We start from the raw sequence: 17,252 nt of genomic DNA on the forward strand, positions 1-17,252 counted from the left end.
GTCGATCTTCGCGTCGCGGACGTACTGCTCGAGCGGATAGTCCTTCAGGTAGCCCGAACCACCCAGTGTCTGAAGCGATTCCGCCAGGTACTGATACGACCGCTCCGACCCGACGCCCTTGACGATCGGCAGCAGCAGGTCGTTGACGCGGCGGGCCACGTCGGCGTCGGCACCCGAGACGAGCTCGGCGACGACGTCGTCCTGGTGGGCGGCGGTGTAGAGGTAGAGCGCCCGAAGCCCCTCGGCGTAGCACTTCTGCATCAGCAGGGAGCGCCGCACGTCGGGGTGGTGCAGGATGGTCACCTTTGGCGCCGTCTTGTTGGTCATCTGGGTCAAATCGCTGCCCTGCACCCGCGTCCTGGCGAACTCGAGGGCGTTCAGATAACCGGTCGACAGCGTGGCGATTGCCTTGCCACCCACGGCCATTCGGGCGAACTCCATGATTTTGAACATCTGGACGATGCCCTCGTGGGTGTCGCCAACCAGGTAGCCGATCGCGGGGGTGCCGTGCTGTCCGAACGTCAGCTCGCACGTCGCCGAGGCCGTCAGCCCCATCTTGTGCTCGAGCCCGGTGACGAAGACACCGTTGCGCTCGCCCGGGGCCGCCGTCTCGGGATCGGGCAGGAACTTCGGCACCAGGAACAGACTGAGTCCCTTGGTGCCCGGCGCCGCGCCGACCGGCCGCGCCAGCACCAGGTGGGCGATGTTCTCGAAGAGGTCGTCGCAGTCTCCGGAGGTGATGAAGCGCTTGACGCCGTCCAGGTGCCAGGTGCCGTCGGGCTGTTCGACGGCCTTGGTGCGCCCGGCGCCGACGTCGGACCCCGCGTCCGGCTCGGTGAGCACCATCGTGGCACCCCAGTTTCGCTCGACGGCCAATGCGGCCCAACGCTTCTGCTGTTCGTTGCCGACGTTGAACAAGACGTCCATCATCGGCGGGCCGTCGAGGTAGAAGAACGCCGCGGGCAGTCCGCCGACCAGGAACTCGTTGATCGCCCACCGGACCATCGCGGGGGCGGGCAGACCGCCGATGCCCTCGGCGAGGCCGATGCGCGTCCACTCCCCGCGTTGCCACGTCAGCACTGACTCCTTGAACGCCGCGGGCAGGGTCACCGCGTGCGTCTGCGGGTCGAACGTCGGCGGGTTGCGGTCACTCTCCTCAAACGACGCCGCCAGCGGGCCCTCGGCTTGGCGAGCGGCCTCGGCCAGCATGCCGAGGACGTCGTCGACCTCGAGACCGTCGAATTGGCCACTGCTGAGCGCCTTTTCCAGACCCAGCACCTCGACGAGGTTGAACACCAGGTCTCGGACGTTGGCCTTGTAGTGGCTGGCGATTAGAAGGCTCCCTCGTCGAGGTCCATGGTGGCCAGGTCGACCGATTCGATGATCTTGCGTTCGGCGGTGAGCCGCGGCAGCACGTTGTTCGCGAAGAACTTGGCGGCGGTCACCTTCCCGCGGTAGAACGCGCGATCCCGCTCGGAGGGCTCGCCGTCCAAGGCGTCAAGGGCGATTTCGGCCCCGTTCAGCAGCAACCATCCGATGAAGAGGTCGCCGACGGACAGCAGGAAGGAGACCGAGCCAAGGCCGACCCGGTACAGGTCACGCGAATTCTGTTGCGAGGAAATGAGATAACCGGTCATGGCGCCGACCATCGCCTGCACGTCGGCCAGCGCCGTCGCCAGTCGTACTCGACATTCGGCGAGTTCCGGACGTGCCGACTCGGCGTCCAGGAAGGCCTGGATCTCCCCGGCGACGTGGGCGAGCGCGCCACCCTGGTCGCGGGCGATCTGTCGATCTTCGCGTCGCGGATGTACTGCTCGATCGGATAATCCTGCAGGAAGCCCGAGCCGCCGAAGGTCTGCAGCGACTCCGTCAGCGTCTGATAGGCCCGTTCCGACCCGACGCCCTTGACGATCGGCAGCAGCAGGTCGTTGACGCGGCCCGCCATGCCGGCGTCCGCGGCGGAGACGACGTTGGCCGCCGCCACGTCCTGGTGCGCGGCGGTGTAGAGGTACAGCGCGCGCAGTCCCTCGGCGTACGCCTTCTGCGTCAGCAGGGCCCGTCGCACGTCGGGGTGGTGCAGGATGCTGACGCGCGGTGCGGTCTTGTCGGTCATCTGGGTGAGGTCGGCGCCCTGGATGCGCGTCTTGGCGTAGTCCAGGGCGTTCAGGTAGCCGGTCGAGAGCGTGCTGATCGCCTTGGTGCCGACCATCATTCGCGCATACTCGATGATCTTGAACATCTGCGCGATGCCGTTGTGGGTGTCGCCGACCAGGTAGCCGATCGCGGGGGTGCCGTGCTGCCCGAACGTCAGCTCGCACGTCGCGGACACCTTGAGGCCCATCTTGTGCTCGAGCCCGGTGACGTAGACGCCGTTGCGGTCACCCGGCGCGCCGGTCTCTGGGTCGGGCAGGAACTTGGGAACCATGAACAGCGAAAGGCCCTTGGTGCCGGGGCCTGCGCCCTCGGGCCTGGCAAGCACCATGTGCACGATGTTCTCGAACAGGTCGTCGGAGTCGCCGCTGGTGATGAAGCGCTTGACGCCGTCGAGGTGCCAGGTGCCGTCGGGCTGCTCGACGGCCTTGGTGCGCCCGGCGCCGACGTCGGAGCCCGCGTCCGGCTCGGTGAGCACCATGGTGGCACCCCAGTTGCGCTCGACGGACATTGCCGCCCAATGCTTCTGCTGCGCGTTGCCCTCCTCGTGCAGGATGCCGGCCAGCACCGGTCCGGCGAGGTACATGAAGGCCGCCGGCTGAGCGCCGAGCGGAAACTCGTTGATCGCCCACGCCAGCATCGACGGCGCGGGGACGCCGCCGACGTCCTCGGAGAGGCCGATACGGAACCACTCGCCCTGCTGCCACGCCCGGAAGGACTCCTTGAAGGCGTCGGGAAGCGTCACCACGTGGGTGTCGGGGTCGAAGGCCGGCGGGTGGCGGTCGGCGTCGGCGAAGGACTCGGCGAGCGGGCCCTCCGCCAGGCGCGCCGCCTCGCTCAGCATGTCGCGGATCGAGTCCGCGTCAAGATCACCGAACTCGCCGGAGGCAAGCACCTTCTCGAGTTGGAGGACCTCGAAGAGATTGAATTCGAGGTCGCGCACGTTGCTCTTGTAGTGGCCCACGTCTAGCCCTTTCAGGATCGAACCGCGCCATGCAGCGTAGTCCGATCGGGCGCCGGTAGCCACGACAGTGGCTATGGACGGACCCATAGAATGACGCGCTGGGCGTGACGTGGAATACATTCCCAACCCTTCGGCGTTCCCACCACTATGCTCGGCACCATAGTTAGGGAGGCACCCATGTGGGTCGTCGAAGTCAACGTCCTCGGTCGTCGATTCAGCTGCACCGTCGACTACCGGCGCCGCCCACAGCCGGGCCACGCCCGGATGGCACCGTGGCGCGACCGGATGCACCGCCAGTCGGGTGCCGCCGCCTGATGCCCTCCCCCGTCGACGTCGGCCACGCCACGCGGGGCACGACTCGGGACCGGATGCTGTCCGCCGCCTCCGAGGTGCTGCGCGAGAAGGGTGCCGCCGGGGTCACCATCGACGAGGTACTCGTCCGCAGCGGCGCGCCCCGCGGATCGGTGTACCACCACTTTCCCGGCGGTCGCAGTCAGCTGCTGATTGAGGCGCTGCAGCACGCGGGCGATGCGATCACCGGACTCGTCGACGACGCCGCCACGCGCGGCAGTGCCCCGTTGATACGCCAGTTCGTCGCCTTCTGGGAGCGCACCCTTGCCGAGAGCGACTTCGCCGCTGGCTGTCCGGTGGTGGCCGCCGCGATCGGCTCGGCCGACGCCGAGCCGGCACTGACCCCCATCGCCGGTGACATCTTCGACCGCTGGCGGACGGCGCTCAGCCGGGCATTCGTGGCCGACGGGTTCGGCGACGCCGACGCCGCGTCGTTGGCCGTCACCAGCATCGCGGCGTTGGAGGGAGCCGTTGTGCTGTGCCGCGCGTCTCGCACCGCAGAACCACTGCGGGAGGTGGCCAGGCAGGTCGAATTCCTGATCAAGTCACGGGAATTCGTGCATCGGTTCGGGCTGCCGGACCAACCCTAGGGCGACAGCAGGATACGGCTCAGCTGCGTGGTCGTGGCGACGCCGTCGTCGTAGCCGCCTTCGTCGCCGAGTGCGTTCATGATCGCCAACGTGTAGCGCTGTTGCGTCCCGGCAAAGCCCACCGAGTTGACCACCCAGCCGCCTTGCTCCTGCGACCACCCGTTCTTGTTGCCCGGTGTCATCGCCGGGCCTGCTCCCCACACTCCCCACTGCTGGTCGGGGTCGACGCGCTGCATCTCGGCCACCACGGCGGTGGCATCGGCCGGACTCAGCCCGGTCAGCACGTAGTTCATCAGCCCGTCGAGATCGTCGGCCGTGGCCTTTTGAAACCCCCAGTACGGGAACACGTCGCCAAAACCCCTTTGCGGTGCGACGTTTGGCATCCCGTAGCGGGGAAAGTTCGCGTTGAACGCGTTCGCCGCTCCGCCGTATCGGGACCACAGCGCGTCGGCGGCGTCGTTGTCCGAGTTGCGCAGCATGGCCACCATCAGGCGGCGGTCGGCGTCGGTGAGGGTGATGACGCCCGCTCGCTGCCTGGTGAGCAGATCGGCCACCATCGCCAGCTTGATCGTCGATGCCGTCCAAATCGGGGTCGCGGCGTCGGCATTGCGGTAGGTCGCCCCCGTCGCACGGTCACGCAGCACGAATCCGACTGTCCCAGGCCGGGTTTGGAGGTACTGCTCGGCGACGACGATGCGTTGCCGTAGACCGCATTCCGCTGCGGCGGTGCCGCAGGGCGCAGCGGCCGACGGCGCCGCTCTCGAGATCAGGGCCAGCAGGGCGACGACGAGGACGATCGCGCAACGTCGCATCGGCTAGCGCAGCCCGTTCTCGATGGCGGTGCGCAGATCGTCGACGGACCGAGGGCTGACCTGCTCACCGTCGACGAAGAACGTCGGAGTGCCCTGGACACCGAGCGCCATGCCGTCGTTCACGTCGACCTGGATGCGCTCCGCGGTGGCGGGGTCGGCGTACGCCGCGTCGAAGGCCGCCATGTCGAGTCCGAGTTCGACTGCAAATCCGCGAAATACGTCGTCGGCGGGAGTGCGCCGTTCGCCCCACTGGGCCTGAGTTTCGTACATCGTGCGGTACATCGCCTCGAGTCTGCCCTGCTGGGCGGCGGCCTCGACGGCGCGGGCGGCACGCTCGCCGTTGACGTGCCCGGGGAGTGGGAAGTAGCGCAGCACGAACTCGACCCGGTCCCCGTAGTCGGCTCGCAGCTGCTCGACGATCGGGTATGCGGCTCGGCAGCCCTCACACTCGAAGTCGAGGAACTCGACGAACGTCACCGCGGCGCCGGGAGGCGAGTTGAGGCGGTGGCTGTCGGCGCGAACCACCGCAGGCATGCTCGCGTCCGCCGAGACCCGGTCGGGGCCGTCGGTGTCACTTCGGCTGATCAGAAGAATCACCGCGCCGACGACGACTGCGACGATCGCGACCGCGGTCACCCCGATCCGGCCCGCAGTCGTTCTCGGCAACACTCCCCCTCGCGAATCTACGTACTCACTACGTAGGAGCGTAGCCCAGGACTCAGTGGTGGCAGAGCACGTTGACGACGACGGGCGCTCCGATCGTCGCCGCGATCGTGGCCGAGGTCGCCACCCGATGACACCACCGGGTCGACCGGCCGGCGGGGTCCAACAGGCGACGCGCGCGGGCGGCGGTCGCCGTGGCGGCCATCGCCAATCCACCCGAGGGCGGCAGCGGCGAGGCGAGCGCGAGCATGCCCGCCACGAGGGGCCGCGATCCGTGCCGCCGGGCAGCCGTGTCGTCGGCGCACATCTCCAGCAGCTCGGCAACCACGGCCGCACCGCGGGTGAACAGCGGAAGGTGCGCCAGGCTGGCGGCCAAGGCCCGCAACACCATCAGCAGGTGGTGGTGCCGGCCGGCGATGTGGGCGCCTTCGTGGGCGAGCACTGCGTCGAGTTCGGGTCCGTCGAGCGCCCGCACCGCGGCCATGGTCACGACGATCGTGTCGGGTCTGCCGACGACGCAATACGCCGCGGGCCGTTCGCCCGCCACCACGAACACCCCCTCGGCATCGGTGGGCGTTCCGATGATCCTGGCGGCGTCCGCGTGCTCCGCGCTGTGCGCGCGCAACCCGAGAACCGTTCGGCCGACGCCGACCGCCACGACCGCCGAGACCAGCACGCCGACGGCCAGCAGTCCGGTGGCCGCGAACGCCCCCAGCATTGCCTCACGCTCCGGAACCCCGAGAAGTTCCAGGCACAGCACGACGACCGACGAATTCGGGCCGCCGCGCACCAGCGACACCGCGACCACGCCGACGGCCACCGTCCAGGCCACCAGCACACCGGCCATCGCGGTCACCCAGGCCGCGACGCCGAGTCGCGGGTTGGTGCCGCGGCGGGTCAGCCGCGACAACGGCGCAGGCGCCAGCCAGGTGACCATCGCCCCGTACAGCAGTAGGTAAACCGTGCTGGTCACGTACGACGCCCGGACCCGCCACCGTGCCGCAGCGCCGCCTTCAACTGGGCCGACTCCTCAGCCGTCATCTGGCCGACGAAGAACGCCAGCACCGCCTCGCGATCGCCGCCCGCGCTGAACGCCGCCCGCATCAGGTTCGCCGAGCGTTCCTCGCGCGTCATCGTCGGCCAGTACCGGTACGCCTTGCCCTCGCGGTCCCGTCGCACCCAGCCCTTGCGGTGCAGATTGTCCATCGTGGAAAGCACTGTCGTGTAAGCGATCTGACGGGTGCCGGTGAGCTCTTCGAACACTTCGCGGACGGTGACGCCGTCTTCGTGCGCCCAGACGCGGTCCATCACGGTCGCTTCGAGATCGCCAAAACCTCGCTGCTGCATCGCCACCTCCCACGGATCGCGCCCTTGAATCTAGCCGCTGTCGGCGCGCTCGGACACTCCCCATCGCGCGCAGACGAAGTCGGCGTTGCGGCCGACCTCCCGCAGCGACCACTCCGAGCGCAGCGGCAGCACGCGCGCGCCCGTTCCGAGCGAGCACGGCGCATAGGACACGATCATTTCGTCGACGAGACCCGCGGCGGCGAACTGCGCGGCGACGTCGCCGCCGCCAAGTACCCAGACGTCCCTGCCCGCCGCAGCCGCCACCAGCTCGGGGTGCAGGTCGACGACGTCACCGGCGAACGTCGTCACGGGATGGCCGTCGACCACGATCTCGGGGCGATGCGTGAGCACCCAGCTCGGCTGCTCGTACATCCAGTCCCCGGGTTGGTTCACCAGCAGCCACTCGTAGGTCGACGCACCCATGACGATCGCCCCGACGCCGTCGGCGAAGGCTTCGTAGCCGAAGGCGCCCATGGGGTCGACGGCGCGCGAGGTCAGCCAGTCCAGGCTGTTCTCGTCGTCGACGACGAACCCGTCCAAGCTCGACGCGGTGTAGTACACGGTTGCCATGTCAACTCCTCCTCATCCAGTCCAGTGGGTCGCCCGTGCCCGCAAACAGGCCGTGCCGGTTGAGCATCGACCGGGTCAGCTCCCGCCGATGCGCCGAATAGACCAACACGTGCGCGACGATGCCGTAGAGCTGAAACGACTCGGGCGGATCGCACAGCGCGTCGATGACGGTGTCGCCCAACCGTCCTCGTTCGGCATGGTCGGCCACCATCGACGTCCAGCGCGTCGCGACCGCGGCGTGGTCGGCCGCGAGCGTTGTCGCCAAACGCAATTCGGGGCGACGAGGTTGGTCGAGTCCTTCGATGCTGGCGAGCCACACCTCCTTCGTCCACACGGCGGCCCCGAGTACAGCGCCGACGCTGGGTTCGGGGCCGTCCCAGTCGAGCACCATCTGCCCGGGCGAAACATGCTCCCGCCATTGGTCTTCGGTGAGCTCGCGGGCCCTTTCGATCAGGTACGCCGTGTCGGCGACGTCGTGGGCCACCATCAGCTGGGACACCTCGGGCGTGACGGCATCGTCGGCGCTGGTCAGCCACAGCGACTCCGGTGGATGGAAGTGCAGGCCGTTGGGCGCGGCCAACCGGAAGTCCACCTCGGCGGCGCGCGACGGGGGCACGCCGAACGAGCGCCGAAAGGCACGCGAGAACACCTCCGGTGACGACCAGCCTTCCTCGGCGGCCACCGCGGCAACGCCTTCCCCGCGCTGTAGTCGCCACGCGGCGCGTTCGAGCATGACCCGGCGCCGTATCGCGGCGGGCGGCTCACCGGCGAGGCGACTGACCTGACGGGAGAAGTGAAACTCCGACGAGTGGCTTCGGCGGGCCATCTCGGCGACGTCGGTGTTGCCGCCGTCGACGACGGCGTCGAGGAGCTCGCGCAGCCGGTCGCGTCGTCCCGGGGGCAGTTCGGTCACAGTCACCGAGTATGGCCGCGCCGCGCAGCAGGCGACATGACGATTCCTGCTCTGTCACCGCACTAGACTCGGCTCTCCAGTGAGCGAATTCGCAGCGTTGCGTGCCGACGACGCCGAACTGGCCGGGCTCCGCTCGGCAGTCCGGGCGTTCCTGGCCGCCGATCGGGAGACCTTCGGGTGGACGCCCGCCGTGGACTGCTGGTTGTCCAGCTGGGACACCGCCTTCAGCACGAGGCTCGCCGAGGCCGGGTTCATCGGGCTGACCATCCCCACCGAATATGGCGGCCGGGCACCGGCCGACGGCACCGGCTACCTGCATCGCTACGTCGTCACCGAGGAACTGCTTGCCCACGGCGCGCCCGTCGGGGCGCATTGGATCGCCGACCGTCAGGTCGCCCCCGGCCTGCTGGCGTACGGGACCGAGGAGCAGCGTCGCCGACTCCTGCCGCGGATCGCCGCGGGGCAGCTGTACTCCGCGATCGGCATGAGCGAACACGGCGCAGGTTCGGATCTCGCGGCCGTTCAGTCGAGGGCGACGCGCACCGACGACGGCTGGCTTCTCAACGGCACGAAGGTGTGGACCAGCGGCGCGCACCTTGCACACCAGATCGTCGTGCTGGCCCGCACCAGCCCGCTCGATCCCGACCATCGGCACGCCGGCTTCAGTCAGTTCGTCGTGCCGACCGACCTGCCGGGAATCACGATCAGTCCCATCGTCCTGATGAACGGCGAGCACCACTTCAACGAGGTGCAGTTCGACGACGTTCGGCTCACCGACGGCGACGTGCTCGGCGAGATCGGCGCCGGATGGCACCAGGTCACGTCCGAGTTGGGATTCGAACGCAGTGGCCCCGAACGCATTCTGTCCACGGCCACGATGCTGTTCGAGGTCGTCAAGGCCCTTGGTCGCAGGGACGTCGACGACCGGACCGCCGCCGCGGTCGGCGACCTCGTCGGGAGGATGATCGCGCTGCGGCAGATGTCGGTGTCGGTGGCCCGCGCACTGACAGCCGGCCAGGACGCCAACACCCGGGCGGCGATGGTCAAGGACCTGGGCACCCGGTTCGAACAGGACTCGGTGGAACTCGCCGCCGACCTGATCGACGGCGTCTACGGACCCGAGGGCGCCCGGCTGCGCGCGATGTTGGCCGTCGCCAGGGTGCATTCACCGCTGTTCACGCTTCGCGGCGGCACCAACGAAGTGCTCCGCGGCATCGTGGCGCGGGGGGCGAGGGCGACGTGAATGACGAACTCAGGGCGCTCGTCGAGGAGATCGGCCGCCGCTCGTTCGACGCGCGGGTGGGCAGGCACGGGTTGCCGGAACGCCTCGACTCCGAGCTGTGGCAGGTCCTGGAGACCTCGGGACTGACCAGGCTGACGACCGAGCAGGGCGCGGATCCAGCCGACGCCGCGGTCGTACTCGGCGGGTTGGCCCGCTACGCGGCGGCCGTGCCCATCGCCGAAACCGACGTGCTTGCAACGTGGTTGGCGGGTCAGGCGGACCTGCCGATCCCCGCCGACGGCCCACTGACGGTCGCGATCGCCGACGTCGACCCCAACGGCAACCGGGTCACGGGCACCGCACACGACGTGCCGTGGCCCGACGCGGGGCCGGTGGTGCTCGCCGCCAGCTCGGCCGACGCCACCTTCGTCGCGGTGCTCGCGCCGGGGTCGACCACCTCCACGCACAACCTGGCCGGTGAGCCGCGCGGGGACGTGCCGTTCGATCTGTCGTCGACCGACGTCGTCAGGCTTTCCCCTTCTGTCGCAGACGAATTGGTGCGGCGAGGCGCGTGGGCGCGGTGCGTGCAGATCGTCGGTGCCTTTGACGCGGCAGCGCTTCTGACGGCCGCCCACATCGGCGAGCGCGTCCAGTTCGGCCGCCCCCTCGCAACGTTCCAAGCCGTCCAGCATTCGATGGCCAACCTCCTGGGCGAGGTCGAAACAAGCCGAGCGGCAACGAATTTGGCGACGTTCGCGGCGTTTGACCATGGCTTCGACAGCCCAGAGGCCGACTACGCGGTGACGGCGGCGAAGGTTGCGGTGGGCCGTGCCGTCGCCCCAGTCACCACGATCGCCCACCAGCTGCACGGCGCCATCGGGGTGACACTGGAACATCAGCTGTGGTTGGCGACCATGCGAGCGCGCAGCTGGGCCGACGAGTTCGGTTCCACGGGTTGGCATGCCACCCGCCTCGGCCGGATGGCGCTGGCGGCCGACGATCCGTGGAACCTCGTCGTCGGCCCTGCCCCGCGCATCTAGGAGTCGAGAAGCTGGCCCACCCTGGTCAGCACCACGTCCGGTGCCGCCACGTCGGTCAGATCGATGCCGAAGGTGTTGGCCAGCGCGTCGACGACTTGGTCGGCGGTGTCGAAGCGGGTCTTCTCCGTCGCCCCGGCCCGATGAACGGCGAGGTTGCGGCCGCGCAGGTTCCATCGAGCGTCGTCGGTCACCAGCGCTGCGGTCAAGCCCGTGACGAAGTGCGACGTGGGGTGGGTCGAGACGTACCAACTGCCGACTTCGAGATCGATTCGGGGCTGCGGCTTCTCGGTGAACTCGTAGAGCGCCTGCCACGTCCCACGCACCTGCGCCTCCAACACCAATCCCTCACTGCCCTCGGTCAGGCGGTAGGGCTCGTGTCGGGTCGGTTGCTCCAGGCCCACCGTCAGGTCGATCGGCGAGGTCAGCGTCTGCCCACCGAATCCGACGTCGACCAGCCGGCGTCCCGCGACGCCGGGCACCGTCACCGCGAGCACCTGGTGCGTCCGCGCAGGCAGGGGGCCGCCCGGCTCGCTCATCCACACCACGCGCCCGGCGCACCGGTCCACGCCGTAGCCGAGCCGTTCGAGGACGTAGCCAAGCAAGCCGTTGTGCTCGTAGCAGTAGCCGCCGCGGCGCCGGTGCACCAGCTTGTCCACCAGCGCGGCAGCACCCAGGTCGAAGACGGGCACCCCGAAGACGGGGTCGAGGTTCTCGAACGGAATCGACCGGTTGTGGGCGGCGACGAGCTCGGCAAGCACGTCGCCGGTCGGGTCCGCCGGCCCGCGGTAGCCGATCCGGGCGAAGTAGGCCGTCAGGTCGACGTCGGTCACGACTCGATCATCCGTCATGACTACATGCTGCACTTTCGTCGACCGGAACTATGGTTAGTCATGATGAAATTGACGCCGACGACATGGTTCGCCGTCGCGACGGCCCTCGTGACCTCGGCGGTGGTGACCACTCCGGCTGCCGGCGCCGCCCCAGGAACGGCGAGCTCGCCGATGCCGATGTCCGGCCAGTGGCGCGCGTGTGACTTCTCGAAGTTGAAGTCGGTCGACGCGGTGGGCGACGCGCGACCCGTCGCGCACATCCGCACCGACGGCTCCGGCACGCTCGTCGCGACGGTCGACGTGGCGACCGCCGTGCCGAACACCCGTTACGACGTTCGGGTGATCCAGATGCCTCGCCCGTCGCTCGGGTGTGGCCCCGGCGCGCCGGGCGTGGTCACCGGCACGCTGCAAACCGATGCGATCGGCGGCGGCTCGACGACCTTCGGTGGTCCGGTCGCGAGCGGCGCGACCGGAGCCTGGGTGGTTCTCGAGCGACCGTCGCCATACAGGCAGGTCCCGGCAGAGTTCTACACCACGGAGTTCATCGCGTCCGTCTGAGGATTACCGCGTCCGAGGGTGCCCCGGGTAACCTGGAACTAGAACACGTTCCACTTTCCGCAGGGAGCACCCGTGAACGCGAACGACACCGATCCGGTCGACATCGAACCCACCGCCGTCACGAAGTGGGATCCTGGCCTCACCGAACGCGTGATGGGCATTCTCCGCCCGCTCGTCAAGGGCTACCACCGCGCCGAAGTGCGCGGGCTCGACGACTTCCCCAAGGGCGGCGCCCTGGTGGTCGGCAACCATTCGGGCGGGCTGTTCGCGATGGACGTCCCCGTGTTCGCGACGGGCTTCTACGAGAAGTTCGGCTTCGACCGCCCGGTCTACACGCTGAGCCACGACATCATCTTCACCGGCCCGACCGGCGACTTCTTCCGCAAGACCGGCTTCATCCCCGCCAACCACGAGAACGCCGACGAAGCACTGCGCTCCGGTGGCGTGGTGGTCGTCTTCCCCGGGGGCGACTACGACGTCTACCGGCCGACGCGGTCCGAGAGCAAGATCGACTTCGGTGGACGCACCGGATACGTGCGCGCCGCGATCAACGCCGGGGTGCCGATCGTGCCGTCGGTGTCGATCGGGGGCCAGGAGGCGCAACTGTTCCTGTCGCGCGGCGAGGGGATGGCCAAGGCGCTCCGCCTCGACAAGCTGCTGCGCGTCAAGATCCTGCCGATCTCCTTCGGATTCCCGTTCGGACTCTCGGCCGTGCTACCGGTCAACGTGCCGCTGCCGACGAAGATCGTCACGCAGGTGCTGCCTCCGATCGACGTCGTCGCGATGTTCGGCGAAGAACCAGACGTCGACGAGGTCGACGCGCACGTGCGTCAGGTCATGCAGCAGGCACTCGACGAGTTGGCCAAACAACGCCGACTCCCCGTGCTGGGCTGACGGCCCATGGCGCTGACCGACCCGTTCACCAGCACCCTTGGCCTGCTGTCGACGATGGCGCGCGCGGGCGTCATCGCGCCCCTGCGCCCGGACAAGTACCTGCGCATCGGCGCCGCCATGGCACGCGAGAACATGGGCATCACATCGGGTTTCGCCAGCGCGGCCCAGCGGTGTCCCGACCGTCCCGCCCTCGTCGACGAGATCGGCACTCTGACGTGGCGTGACGTCGACCAACGGGCCGACGCCTTCGCCGCCGCGCTTCAGGCCCTGCCAGGCGGCGCGCCGCAGACGATCGGCATCATGGCGCGCAACCACCGCGGCTTCGTCGAGTCGTTGATCGCCGCCAATCGCATCGGCGCCGACGTGTTACTGCTCAACACCTCTTTCGCGGGACCCGCTCTCGCCGAAGTCGTTTCGCGCGAAGGGGTGGACGCCGTCGTCTTCGACGAGGAGTTCACTCCGACGGTCGAGCAGGCCCTGGCGGACCGTCCCGACGCGGTCCGGATCGTCGCGTGGCGTGACACCGAAGGGCACGACCTGTCGGTCGAGACCATGATCGGCGCGCACTACGGCAGACAACCGAAACGGGCCAGCGCCAAGTCCAAGGTGATCCTGCTGACCTCGGGCACGACGGGAACTCCCAAGGGCGCCAGCCACTCCGGTGGCAGCCCACAGACGCTCAAGGGCATTCTGGACCGCACCCCGTGGCGGACCGAGGAGGTCACCGTCGTCGTGGCCCCGATGTTCCACGCCTGGGGTTTCGCGCAGTTGGCGTTCTCCGCGATGATGGCGTGCACCATCGTCACCCGGCGCAAGTTCGACCCGGAGGCGACGCTGAAGCTCGTCGACCGCCATCAGGCGACCGGATTGTGCGTCGTCCCAGTCATGTTCGATCGCATCATGGCCCTGCCCGAGGACGTGCTCTCGCGCTACAGCGGGCGCTCGCTGCGGTTCGCGGCAGCATCGGGTTCCCGGATGAACCCCGACGTGGTGACCGCGTTCATGGACCGCTTCGGCGACGTCGTCTACAACAACTACAACGCGACCGAGGCGGGCATGATCGCCACGGCGACGCCAGCCGACCTGCGCGCCGCACCGGATACCGCGGGAAAGCCGGCCGAGGGCACCAATATTCGCATTCTCGACGCCGAGCGTCGGGAGGTGCCCACCGGTGAGGTCGGCACCATCTTCGTGCGCAACTCGACGCAGTTCGACGGCTATACCAAGGGGTCCACCGACAAGGAAAGAGCCTTCGAGGGCGATCATATGAGCTCAGGCGACGTCGGGTACCTCGACGCCAACGGTCGTCTCTTCGTCGTCGGCCGCGACGACGAGATGATCGTCTCTGGCGGCGAGAACGTCTACCCCATCGAGGTCGAGAAGGTCCTCGCGGCTCATCCGGCGGTGTCGGAGGCCTCGGTCCTCGGCGTCGACGACGCGGAGTTCGGGCAACGACTCGCGGCCTTCGTGGTGTTGAGCGACGGGTCCGCGACGCCGGACGACCTCAAGGCGCACGTCAAGAAGAACCTGGCGAACTACAAGGTGCCGCGCAGCATCACAGTGCTGGAGAGTTTGCCGCGTGGCAGTACGGGAAAGATCGTTCGTCGTGATCTCCACGCACTTCTCGAAACGGACGGCAATGCGACGTAGGCACCCACTGCTGCGCTCCGTCGCCGAACTGCTCAACGCCGCCAACGCCGTCCAGCCGCTGGGCCGCGAGGGCTACGTCACCATTCCGGTGTTCTTCCTCGGCTGGCCGACGGGCGAGGCAGCGCCGGTGGTGGCCGGCGCGTCGATGCTCGACGCGGCGCGACGCGGGCTGCGCGGCGACTTCGCAGGCACGCGCGGCAAGGTTGCGCTGGGGTTGACCGCATTGTCGTGGGCGGCACTGGGTTTCGTTTACTACCGAAACGCGAAGTCGCAGGAGTGCTTCGAAGGCCCGCTTCGGGAGACCCTTGGCGTCGACTACGCCGACATCGCCGCCGAGGAGCGGCGCCGTCGTCGCGGTGGCGTGCTGCGGACGTCCTGGGCCCGGCGGCAATACGTGAAGAAGGACGACGTCATCCGGTACGGTCCGCACCGCGCCAACGTCGCCGACGTCTGGCACCGCGGCGACCTGCCCCGCGACGGCAAGGCACCCGTCCTGCTCCAGGTGCCCGGCGGCGCCTGGGCGATCGGGATGCGCCGTCCGCAGGCTTATCCGCTGATGACGCACATGGCCGAACGCGGCTGGATCATCGTCTCGATGGCGTACCGGGTCAGCCCGCGCAACACCTGGCCGGCCCACATCGTCGACGTCAAGCGGGCGTTGGCGTGGATCAAGGAGAACATCGCCGACCACGGCGGCGACCCGGGCTTCGTCGCCATCACGGGCGGATCCGCGGGTGGACATTTGACGGCGTTGGCGGCTTTGACCCCCAACGACCCGCAGTGGCAACCGGGTTTCGAGGACGCCGACACCTCCGTGGTGGCCGCGGTGCCAATCTACGGCCGCTACGACTGGTTCACCAGAGAGGGCAGCGGCCGGCCCGAGTTCATCGCCATTCTGCAGCGCTACATCGTCAAGAAGCGGTTCACCGAACACCGCGCGGTATACCGCGACGCGTCGCCCATCACGAAGGTGCGGGCCGACGCGCCACCGTTCTTCGTGTTGCACGGCACCGACGACTCGATCATCCCGGTGCAGGAGGGACGCGCGTTCGTCGAGGCGCTGAAGAAGGCGTCGGACAGTCCGGTTGCCTACGCCGAGATCCCGCACGCCCAGCACGCTTTCGACTTCTTCGGTTCACCGCACGGGGACTACACCGCGACGGCCGTCGCGCACTTCCTGGACTGGGTGAAGGCCAAACGCGGCTAGCTCAGGGTAAGACCCGGGTCATGGAAGAACGGTGTGCAGCAGCATGACGTTGTACGCCGACCACAGCGAAAGGTTGTAGTACAGCTCCTTGCCCGTCGACCACGGGTGGAGGTACGGCGCGTAGATGCCACCGGGAAACTCCATGTGGCTCACCAGCATTTGTTCCGGACTCCACGGTCCCTGCGGTGTCGGCGACGTCCGCATCACGACGTCGTTGGCGCCGTTGCAGTACAGCGCCAGGTACTGCTTGAGATAGGTGTTGTACTGGGCCGACATCTCGCCGACAGGCCCGGGGATCACCGGGGTGGCGGCCGCCGGATTGCCAGGCACCCAGGCCCCGCCGTCGGCGTTCCAGTACTCGTACTTGGTCAGGTCGGGGATGAGGCTCGGTGCCACGCGTGCCAGGTAGGCCGATCCGCCGCGGCCGTTGGGCGTTCCGAAGGAGTACAGATACTGGTCGCCGGGTCCCCCCTTGAGGAACGCGCCCATCTGGAAGTTCTCGTTGCCCGCTCCCGGGGTGCGGATGGTGCCGGGATACACGCCCCACGTCTCACCGTTGTCGGGGGACATCGCGATCGCGGAATAGTTGGTCGTCCAGGCGCCGTTGGCATCCCAGCTCTTGATCGACATGAAGTTCATGTACTGCTTCCCGCCGGCGGCGATGCCCGCGGTGGGGATGATGCCCGTCTCCTGCGGCGCCTGCCCGATGGTGTTGACGACCTGCTTGGAGATGCCAGGCCGCCACACCGGCGACCCGGAATACTTGTTGGCGACAACACCATTGGGTACGGCCACGGTCTTGGCCAGGGAGCGGTCCTGGCTGCGGAACAGGGCGTTGTACCGCCACTGCTTGCCGGGGATGCCGCAGTAGCCGTTGGTGTCGCCGAACGCCATCAGCACCTGGTTGTTGGCGGGATCGCCGTTGTCCCACATGATTCCGAGATCAGTTCCGGTGATCGCGAACCGTTTGATGGTGTCGTTGGGGCTGTCCGGTCCGGTCACCCATCCGACCAGCGAGGTGCCCGGCGGTGCCGTCGACACCGGTGCCGGCGCCGCCACCGGGGCGGGAGCCGTTTCCGACGGTTGGGCCGCCGTCCCGCCGGGGCGCGGCGATGGGACCACCGCGGCTTGCTGCTGCACGGGTGCGGCCGGTGGGGTGAGCGCCTTCAGAAGTGCGGGTAGCAGACCAAGTTTGGGCGTCGGGGCCGCGTCGTTGGCGCCGGTGGGCTTGTGGCCGATCGGCCGGTTGAACGGCGAGATGCCCGACGGGCTGGGGATCTGGAATGCCTGCCCAGGCAGGGGCTGGGCTTGCGCGGCAGCACCCTCGCAGGGCTCGGCGTTCGCCGGTGGCGCGACGCCCACCACGGCGCAGAGTGCGATCACGGCCGCCGTCGCCACCGATGCTGATGCGGTTCGACGACGCGGCGACATGTGACACCTTCCACGGAGGACGTCACGATGACGCCAGCAACTTCTGCTGTGACGATAGT

General features: G+C 68.5%; 16 protein-coding genes and 2 pseudogenes (1 of these 18 only partly in view). 8 read left to right on the forward strand and 10 right to left on the reverse strand.

Annotation, left to right across the window (positions count from 1 at the left end; genetic code table 11):
- Positions 1–1,332 (reverse strand): annotated as a pseudogene (locus B1790_RS20560) (acyl-CoA dehydrogenase); it reaches 466 nt to the left of the window's first position.
- Positions 1,332–3,115 (reverse strand): annotated as a pseudogene (locus B1790_RS20565) (acyl-CoA dehydrogenase). Before B1790_RS20565 ends, B1790_RS20560 begins: the two co-directional pseudogenes overlap by 1 nt.
- 177 nt (positions 3,116–3,292) lie before the next feature.
- On the opposite strand from B1790_RS20565, the gene B1790_RS34740 reads away from it, so the two are divergent.
- Entirely contained in the window at positions 3,293–3,430 is a 138-nt protein-coding gene (locus tag B1790_RS34740) for a hypothetical protein (RefSeq protein WP_158083857.1), read from the forward strand.
- Positions 3,430–4,056, forward strand: coding sequence for a TetR/AcrR family transcriptional regulator (locus B1790_RS20570; protein ID WP_233165235.1), 627 nt, complete (start codon positions 3,430–3,432; stop codon positions 4,054–4,056). Before B1790_RS34740 ends, B1790_RS20570 begins: the two co-directional genes overlap by 1 nt.
- Here B1790_RS20570 and B1790_RS20575 read toward each other — a convergent pair.
- The 6 genes from B1790_RS20575 to B1790_RS20600 are packed head-to-tail and all read right to left on the reverse strand — an operon-like array spanning position 4,053 to position 8,361.
- Entirely contained in the window at positions 4,053–4,868 is an 816-nt protein-coding gene (locus tag B1790_RS20575; RefSeq protein ID WP_079925093.1) for a serine hydrolase, read from the reverse strand. The genes B1790_RS20570 and B1790_RS20575 overlap by 4 nt on opposite strands.
- 3 nt (positions 4,869–4,871) lie before the next feature.
- Positions 4,872–5,534: a thioredoxin domain-containing protein gene (locus B1790_RS20580; RefSeq protein WP_079925159.1), complete on the reverse strand. Its 663-nt coding sequence runs from the start codon at positions 5,532–5,534 to the stop codon at positions 4,872–4,874.
- A 52-nt stretch (positions 5,535–5,586) separates the two neighbouring features.
- Positions 5,587–6,504, reverse strand: a complete 918-nt coding sequence (locus B1790_RS20585) for a M56 family metallopeptidase (RefSeq protein ID WP_079925094.1) — start codon at positions 6,502–6,504, stop codon at positions 5,587–5,589.
- A complete protein-coding gene (locus tag B1790_RS20590) occupies positions 6,501–6,878 on the reverse strand; it encodes a BlaI/MecI/CopY family transcriptional regulator (protein WP_079925160.1) in 378 nt (125 codons plus the stop codon). The genes B1790_RS20585 and B1790_RS20590 overlap by 4 nt, the downstream gene beginning before the upstream one ends.
- Before the next feature lie 30 nt (positions 6,879–6,908).
- The gene (locus B1790_RS20595; RefSeq protein ID WP_079925095.1) at positions 6,909–7,448 is read right to left on the reverse strand and encodes a dihydrofolate reductase family protein; all 540 of its coding nucleotides are present in this window, start codon (positions 7,446–7,448) and stop codon (positions 6,909–6,911) included.
- Position 7,449: 1 nt separating this feature from the next.
- Positions 7,450–8,361 (reverse strand): helix-turn-helix domain-containing protein, encoded by a 912-nt coding sequence (locus tag B1790_RS20600; protein ID WP_369832386.1) that lies wholly within the window; start codon positions 8,359–8,361, stop codon positions 7,450–7,452.
- A 79-nt stretch (positions 8,362–8,440) separates the two neighbouring features.
- Here B1790_RS20600 and B1790_RS20605 point away from each other — a divergent pair, with 79 nt between their 5' ends.
- Both B1790_RS20605 and B1790_RS20610 read left to right on the forward strand, forming a co-directional pair.
- Positions 8,441–9,604 (forward strand): acyl-CoA dehydrogenase family protein, encoded by a 1,164-nt coding sequence (locus B1790_RS20605; RefSeq protein WP_079925096.1) that lies wholly within the window; start codon positions 8,441–8,443, stop codon positions 9,602–9,604.
- Positions 9,601–10,623, forward strand: a complete 1,023-nt coding sequence (locus B1790_RS20610; RefSeq protein WP_079925097.1) for an acyl-CoA dehydrogenase family protein — start codon at positions 9,601–9,603, stop codon at positions 10,621–10,623. The genes B1790_RS20605 and B1790_RS20610 overlap by 4 nt, the downstream gene beginning before the upstream one ends.
- Here the strand turns inward: B1790_RS20610 and B1790_RS20615 are convergent.
- A complete protein-coding gene (locus B1790_RS20615) occupies positions 10,620–11,471 on the reverse strand; it encodes an arylamine N-acetyltransferase (protein ID WP_079925098.1) in 852 nt (283 codons plus the stop codon). The genes B1790_RS20610 and B1790_RS20615 overlap by 4 nt on opposite strands.
- A gap of 42 nt (positions 11,472–11,513) precedes the next feature.
- On the opposite strand from B1790_RS20615, the gene B1790_RS20620 reads away from it, so the two are divergent.
- From B1790_RS20620 to B1790_RS20635, 4 genes are all read left to right on the forward strand, one after another.
- Positions 11,514–12,011, forward strand: a complete 498-nt coding sequence (locus B1790_RS20620; protein WP_079925099.1) for a hypothetical protein — start codon at positions 11,514–11,516, stop codon at positions 12,009–12,011.
- Positions 12,012–12,083: 72 nt separating this feature from the next.
- Complete coding sequence (locus B1790_RS20625) at positions 12,084–12,905, forward strand: 1-acyl-sn-glycerol-3-phosphate acyltransferase (protein ID WP_079925100.1); 822 nt, start codon at positions 12,084–12,086, stop codon at positions 12,903–12,905.
- Positions 12,906–12,911: 6 nt separating this feature from the next.
- The gene (gene fadD12 / locus B1790_RS20630) at positions 12,912–14,555 is read left to right on the forward strand and encodes an acyl-CoA ligase FadD12 (protein ID WP_079925101.1); all 1,644 of its coding nucleotides are present in this window, start codon (positions 12,912–12,914) and stop codon (positions 14,553–14,555) included.
- Positions 14,545–15,762, forward strand: coding sequence for an alpha/beta hydrolase (locus B1790_RS20635; RefSeq protein WP_079925102.1), 1,218 nt, complete (start codon positions 14,545–14,547; stop codon positions 15,760–15,762). Before fadD12 ends, B1790_RS20635 begins: the two co-directional genes overlap by 11 nt.
- Before the next feature lie 18 nt (positions 15,763–15,780).
- Here B1790_RS20635 and B1790_RS20640 read toward each other — a convergent pair whose 3' ends face one another.
- Complete coding sequence (locus tag B1790_RS20640; RefSeq protein WP_079925103.1) at positions 15,781–17,193, reverse strand: DUF4185 domain-containing protein; 1,413 nt, start codon at positions 17,191–17,193, stop codon at positions 15,781–15,783.
- Between the last annotated feature and the right edge of the window lie 59 nt (positions 17,194–17,252).

Source organism: Mycobacterium sp. AT1 (assembly GCF_002043095.1).
In the GTDB taxonomy this organism is placed as follows: domain Bacteria; phylum Actinomycetota; class Actinomycetes; order Mycobacteriales; family Mycobacteriaceae; genus Mycobacterium.